Source organism: Pseudarthrobacter sp. 1C304, from assembly GCF_052245515.1.
Taxonomy (GTDB): domain Bacteria; phylum Actinomycetota; class Actinomycetes; order Actinomycetales; family Micrococcaceae; genus Arthrobacter.
The window spans coordinates 48,180-54,338 of sequence record NZ_JBQQCH010000013.1 but is presented as its reverse complement, the minus strand read 5'-3'; the positions used below and the strand labels follow the sequence as shown (position 1 = coordinate 54,338).

Below are 6,159 nucleotides of genomic sequence, written 5' to 3'. Positions count from 1 at the left end.
ATCTACGATCGTCAGCCACCCGGCTCCGGCAGGCCCGAAGCCACTCCCCGGCCGGCATATATTGAGCGGCTTTGCTGTTTGCTCACCGTCGCTTCACAGCAACGCGGGGTCACTTGGGGCCCGTCGGGGCCGATATTTTGGGCGGTAAGTGACCCCGCGTTGCAGTAACTAGACTTGGAACCAAGTCGAAAGAGGTTTTGAAAATGTTTGAGTCCGTACAGGGCCTGTTGGATGAGCATGATGCCATCCAGGCGCAGCTTGGCGATCCTGCTGTTTATGCTGACCAGAAGCTTGCCCGGAAGCTGGGGCGGCGCTCGGCACAGCTCAATGGCATTGTCGAGGCTTACCACCGCTGGGAAGGCATCCGCGATGATCTGGCCGCTGCCAAGGAGATGGCGGACGAGGATCCCGAGTTCGCTGCCGAGGTGCCGGAGCTTGAGGCTGCGCTGGAGACCGCCGCCGCGAAGCTGCGCCGCCTGCTGATCCCGCGGGATCCGGACGACGCCCGCAACGTGATCCTCGAGGTCAAGGGCGGCGAAGGCGGCGACGAGGCCGCGCTGTTCGCCGCCGACCTGCTGCGCATGTACACCCGGTACGCGGAATCCCGCGGCTGGAAGACCGAGATCATTTCGGCGACGGAATCGGACCTTGGCGGCTACAAGGACGTCCAGATGGCCGTCAAGGGCAGCTCGAACGACCCCGCCGAGGGTGTCTTTGCCCGGCTCAAGTTCGAAGGCGGCGTGCACCGTGTGCAGCGCGTGCCCGTGACCGAGTCGCAGGGCCGCATCCACACCTCCGCCGCCGGTGTGCTGGTCCTCCCGGAAGTGGACGAGCCCGAAGAGCTCGAAATCAACCAGAACGACCTCAAGATCGACGTCTACCGCTCCTCCGGCCCCGGCGGCCAGTCCGTGAACACCACCGACTCCGCCGTCCGGATCACCCACCTTCCCACGGGAATTGTGGTCGCCATGCAGAACGAGAAGTCGCAGCTGCAGAACCGCGAGGCCGGCATGCGCGTGCTCCGCGCACGCATCCTGGCGCACCAGCAGGAGCAGATCGACGCCGAGAACTCCGCGCAGCGCAAGTCGCAGATCCGCACCATGGACCGCTCCGAGCGCATCCGGACCTACAACTACCCGGAAAACCGGATCGCGGACCACCGCACCGGCTACAAGGCCTACAACCTGGACCAGGTTATGAACGGCGACCTGGAACCCGTCATCCAGTCGGCCATCGAGATGGATGAGCAGGCCCGCCTCGACGCCATCGGCGACTAGCACGGCCGCCGTGGTGATGACAGAACGCACCGGGCCCGGCCTCGGGGACGCGGTCCGCGAGGCCGCTGCCACGCTGGCCGCCGCCGGGGTCCCGAGCCCCCGGGTGGACGCCGAACTCCTGGCCGGGCACCTGCTCGGCGTCGGACCCGGCAGGCTCCGAGCATTGATGCTGGGGGATACCCCGGCGCCGGAGGGCTACGGGGAGCTCGTCGCGGAACGGGCGCGGCGCACTCCGCTGCAGCACATCACGGGTGTGGCGCACTTCCGGTACCTCGACCTGGCCGTCGGCCCGGGGGTCTTCATCCCGCGCCCTGAAACCGAATCCGTGGTGCAGCTGGTCCTCGATTGGCTTAAGGGCGCGGACTGGCTCAAGGACACGGACCGGATGCAGGCCCCGGCACGTCCCAAGGTGGTTGACCTGGGCACAGGGTCCGGTGCCATCGCCGGGTCCATCGCGCACGAGGTTCCCGGAGCAGAGGTGCACGCTGTGGAGTACAGCGAGTTCGCCCATGCCTGGGCGGCGAAAAACCTGGCGCCGCTCGGCGTCCACCTCATCCGCGGGGACCTGCGCGATGCCCTGCCCGAGCACAACGGGACCTTCGACGTCGTCGTCTCCAACCCTCCCTACATTCCCGCCGAGGCGGTGCCCAACGAACCCGAAGTGGCGCTGCACGATCCGCCGGAGGCCCTGTACGGCGGGGGAGCGGACGGCATGGAACTTCCGACGGCGGCCGCAGCCTCCGCGGCCCGGCTGCTGGTCCCCGGGGGCTACTTCGTGATGGAACACGCCGAGGTCCAGTCCGGCTGGATCGCCGCCATGCTGGAGCGCTCCGGGCTCTGGTCCGCCGTCACCACGCACCGCGACCTCAACGGCAAGGACCGGGCCACCAGTGCCGTCCTCGCCGGTCCGTCCGCCCGCTGATGATCCGGGCAACCCTCCCAAGTGATGAAAGAATGGGCCAGTGACAACTAGCTACGATTGCGCGGCAGCTGAACAGCGGGCCGCAGGACTTGAACATGCCCAGCGGGCCATCCGCGACCAGAAGTGCGTGGTGTTCCCCACGGACACCGTCTACGGGATCGCGGCCGATGCGTTCTCGCCCCTGGCCGTGACCCTGCTGCTGGCCTCGAAGGGCCGCAGCCGGAAGATGCCGCCGCCGGTGCTCATTCCACGGCTCAACGCCCTCGACGGCCTCGCCACGGACGTGCCGGCCGAGGCCCGCCGGTTGGCCGAGGCGTTCTGGCCCGGGGGACTGACGCTCATCCTGCACGCCCAGCCGTCCCTGGACTGGGATCTCGGCGAGACCAAGGGCACGGTGGCCCTGCGGATCCCGGCTGACGAGGTGGCCCAGGATCTGCTGACCCTCACCGGGCCGCTGGCCGTGTCCTCGGCCAACCGCACAGGCCAGGCCGCCGCGCAGACCGCCGCTGAGGCGGAAGCCCAGCTCGCCGAGTCCGTGGAGGTCTACCTCGAAGGCGGCCCGCGCCCGGCCGAAGGCGCCGACGCGGTGCCGTCCACCATCGTTGACGCCACATCACTGCCGCTGCGAGTCGTGCGCCTGGGGGCAATCAGCCTTGACCGGCTCCGCGAGGTGGTCCCGGAGGTGCTCGGCGTGGACGAACAGCCCGCCGCAGGCGGAGCAGGCGCAGACCCGGCCAGCGAAGACCCCGCCGCAGGCAGGGCAGGCGCAGACCCGGCCAGCGATAACCCCGCAGGCGCAGACCCGGCCAGCAAAGACCCCGCTGACGAGCCGGCCGGAACCGCATGACCCTCGAGCGACAGAGCGTCCCCGTCCTGGACGTGGACGCCACGCCCCTGACGGTCCCGGAGCTGACAGAGGTGCTCACCCGCTACGTGGCCGAGGGCACCACCCGCACGATTGTCGGGCACAATCTCCACAGCGTCACCCTGTGCCATTCGGATCCGGCGTTCCGGCGGTTCTATGACCAAAGCGACGTGGTGCTGATCGACGGCGCCCCCGTGCTGATGCTGTGGTCTCGCGGCAGCCAGGCCCGGCCGGACGGTGTTCCCGTCATGGACTACCGGCTCGGTTCCACCGACTGGATTCCCGCCCTGGCTGACGTCAGCGGGCTGGAGCGGATTGCCGTGATCGGAGCGGGGCCGGTGGCGAACTCGCAGGCAGTGTCCCGGCTCGCCGCCGTCGTTCCGGGCGCCCGGGTCGCCGGAATGCCCGGCGAAGGCTGGAACAAGGACCTGGAAGAGTCGGCCGTGGCCTGGCTGTCGGAGTTCCGGCCGCAGCTGGTGCTGCTCGGGCTCGGCATGCCGCTGCAGGAGCAGGTGCTCACGCGCCGGCTGGGGGAGCTGCCCCCTGCCGTCTACTGCGCCGTGGGCGGGGCGATCGAGCAGATTGCCGGGATCCAGAAGCTTGCACCGCGGTGGCTGGGACGCCTCGGCCTGGAATGGGCCTGGCGCCTGGTGCTGCACCCGCGGCGCGTCGCCTACCGTGTGTTCGGCGAGCCGTGGCTGCTCGCCGGCCTGCTGGTCCGGCGCCGGCTACAGCCCAGGGGCTAGAACTTCTGGTCCTTGAGGGGGCCGAAGCCCTTGCCGCGCAGTCCGGCGGAGAAAGCCCCGAACCAGTCGGCCAGGCCGCGGAGGTCGCCCCGGCGCAGGAAGTAGCCGAGGTAACCGCCAACATCCGCGACGAGGGACTTGGCCCGGAAATGGCGGCGGATCAGGTAGCCGCGGTTCCGGTAGTAGAAGTACCGCTTAAACGCCGACTCCGGCACGATCACATGCCAGCGGGCGCCGAACACGTGCTGCGTCTCGGAAAAGGCGTGCGGGTGCGTGATCGCCGTCGTCGTGACGGTGCCAAACCGGACGCCGGCTTTGCGGAGCCTGATGGTGAAGTCCACTTCGTCGCCGCGGATGAACAGGCGCATGTCCGGCAGGCCCACCTTGAAGAAGACGTCCGAGCGGATCAGTGCACCGTTGAAGAAATGGCCGTCGTTGGGCAGGAAGCCGAGTTTCTCCACTTCGGCCCGGTCGTGGGTGACCTTGCCGTCGAGGCGGAAGAAGAAGGAGAGCCGGTCGGGGTGGCCGGGGGCGACCACCAGCGGGACCACGGCCTCAAGATCGCGGGCCTCAGCCTCCCGGACCAGGGTGGCGAGGCACTCCGGGTCGGCGGGCTCGGCGTCGTCGTCCATCATCCAGATCCAGTCGGCGCCCGTGGCGACGGCTTTCAGGATCGCGAGCGAGAACCCGCCCGCACCGCCGAGGTTGGCTTCGGACCGGACGTACTCCACGTTTGCATGCGCTTCCGCGACATCTTTGGCGGGGACCGTACCGGAATCGACGAGGCAGATCGAGCGGACCGATGCCGTCTGGTTGTTGATGGCGTCCAGCAGGACCGCCAGCTCCCGGGGACGGTCAAACGTCACGGCAGCAACTGCAACCGACAGGGTCATCGAGTGTTCCTTTCAGCACGGCCGCCGGTGGTTTTCCGCCCGGCAATGGGCCGTGTGACGCGAAGACAGGTGGCCATTGGCATTAGTATCTTGACTAGAGTCCACTGTAATACAGCCCTGTCAGGCACTACGCACTGCCTGCCCTGCGCACGGCGACGGAGAAGTTTCATTTATCGCACGACAGACCCACAGCAGCTAAGTTCACCCCACCACCGGCGCCGCGCAGCATCACCGCGGGTCCGTTCCGGCGAACCGGGTGTGCCCTGCGCCAGCCGCTCCGGGCAGGTGTCTCCGCAGTGATTATGTACCTGCTCATGATGCTCTCAGCGGCAGTCGTGAGCTACACAGCAACCTGGGGTGCCCGCTACGTCGGGAACCGGATGGAGCTGTTCTCCCCGATCCGCAGCAGGGACATGCACTCGACCCCTGTCTCCCGGCTCGGCGGCCTGGGCATCTTTGCCGGACTGTCCGTCGGCCTGGTGGTTGCCAGCCAGTCGTTCTTCGTCAAGGACATTTTCCGGAACAATGACGCCCCGTGGGGAATCCTCGCCGGGTCGGCGGTGATCGTCCTGGTAGGGGTGGCGGACGACCTGCTGGACCTGCGCTGGTGGGTCAAACTCATCGGCCAAAGCGCAGCGGCGCTGGTGGTTGCGATGTGGGGCGTCCGGATGACCATCATTCCGTTTATCCCCGAACCCATTGTGATCGAGAACGAGGCCGTCAGCATCGCCCTGACGGCGGGGCTGATCGTGACCACCATGAACGCGTTCAACTTCATTGACGGGCTGGACGGCCTGGCGGCCGGCGTGGCCATCATCGGCGGGACGGCGTTCTTCCTGACGGCCTACTGGGTGCACCGGACGGCAGTGCTGCTGGACCGCTCGGACCTGGCCACCCTGCTGACGGCCGTGCTGGTAGGCGCCTGCATCGGCTTCCTGCCGCACAACTGGTTCCCCGCGAAGATCTTTATGGGCGATTCCGGCGCCATGCTGATCGGCCTGATCATGGCCTCGGCGGGCATTGTGTCCACCGGACAGATCAGCTCGGGGCTGTACGATCGGGCCAACGGTATCCCCACGATCATCCCCATCCTGCTGCCCTTCGCCGTCCTGTTCCTGCCCCTGCTGGACCTGTGCCTGGCCGTGGTGCGGCGCACCGCACTGGGACGCTCGCCGTGGTCGGCGGACCGCGGGCACCTGCACCACAAGCTTCTCGACATTGGGTACTCCCACCGGGGCGCGGTGATCATGATGTATCTGTGGACCTGCGTGCTGGCGTTCGGCGGCCTGGCCTTCGCGATCTTCCCCTGGCAGATTGTCCTGGTGGCGAATTTCGCCGCGATGGCGGTCATGGCCGTCGTGACGGCGTGGCCGTACCTGCGCAACAAAGCCCCGTCCCGGGGACCCCGGTCGTCGGCCGAAGGTGAATGAGCCGCTGCTCCGGGGATCGCGGTTCA

At 68.0% G+C, this 6,159-nt stretch carries 6 protein-coding genes; 5 read left to right on the top strand and 1 reads right to left on the bottom strand.

What is annotated here, in order from left to right; translation table 11 throughout:
- Window positions 1-203 precede the first annotated feature (203 nt).
- Genes prfA through ACTWQD_RS17790 form a run of 4 tightly spaced genes read left to right on the top strand, consistent with a single transcriptional unit; the run spans window position 204 to window position 3,810 of the window.
- Entirely contained in the window at window positions 204-1,277 is a 1,074-nt protein-coding gene (prfA, locus tag ACTWQD_RS17805) for a peptide chain release factor 1 (protein ID WP_066432916.1), read from the top strand.
- Between the two features lie 16 nt (window positions 1,278-1,293).
- The gene (prmC, locus tag ACTWQD_RS17800) at window positions 1,294-2,199 is read left to right on the top strand and encodes a peptide chain release factor N(5)-glutamine methyltransferase (protein WP_443197453.1); all 906 of its coding nucleotides are present in this window, start codon (window positions 1,294-1,296) and stop codon (window positions 2,197-2,199) included.
- A gap of 40 nt (window positions 2,200-2,239) precedes the next feature.
- Window positions 2,240-3,046, top strand: a complete 807-nt coding sequence (locus tag ACTWQD_RS17795; RefSeq protein ID WP_443197449.1) for an L-threonylcarbamoyladenylate synthase — start codon at window positions 2,240-2,242, stop codon at window positions 3,044-3,046.
- Window positions 3,043-3,810, top strand: a complete 768-nt coding sequence (locus ACTWQD_RS17790; RefSeq protein ID WP_443197448.1) for a WecB/TagA/CpsF family glycosyltransferase — start codon at window positions 3,043-3,045, stop codon at window positions 3,808-3,810. The genes ACTWQD_RS17795 and ACTWQD_RS17790 overlap by 4 nt, the downstream gene beginning before the upstream one ends.
- Here the strand turns inward: ACTWQD_RS17790 and ACTWQD_RS17785 are convergent.
- Window positions 3,807-4,703, bottom strand: a complete 897-nt coding sequence (locus ACTWQD_RS17785; RefSeq protein ID WP_443197447.1) for a glycosyltransferase — start codon at window positions 4,701-4,703, stop codon at window positions 3,807-3,809. The genes ACTWQD_RS17790 and ACTWQD_RS17785 overlap by 4 nt on opposite strands.
- 296 nt (window positions 4,704-4,999) lie before the next feature.
- Here ACTWQD_RS17785 and ACTWQD_RS17780 point away from each other — a divergent pair, with 296 nt between their 5' ends.
- Window positions 5,000-6,133: an MraY family glycosyltransferase gene (locus ACTWQD_RS17780; RefSeq protein WP_443197446.1), complete on the top strand. Its 1,134-nt coding sequence runs from the start codon at window positions 5,000-5,002 to the stop codon at window positions 6,131-6,133.
- The last annotated feature ends 26 nt before the right edge of the window (window positions 6,134-6,159 follow it).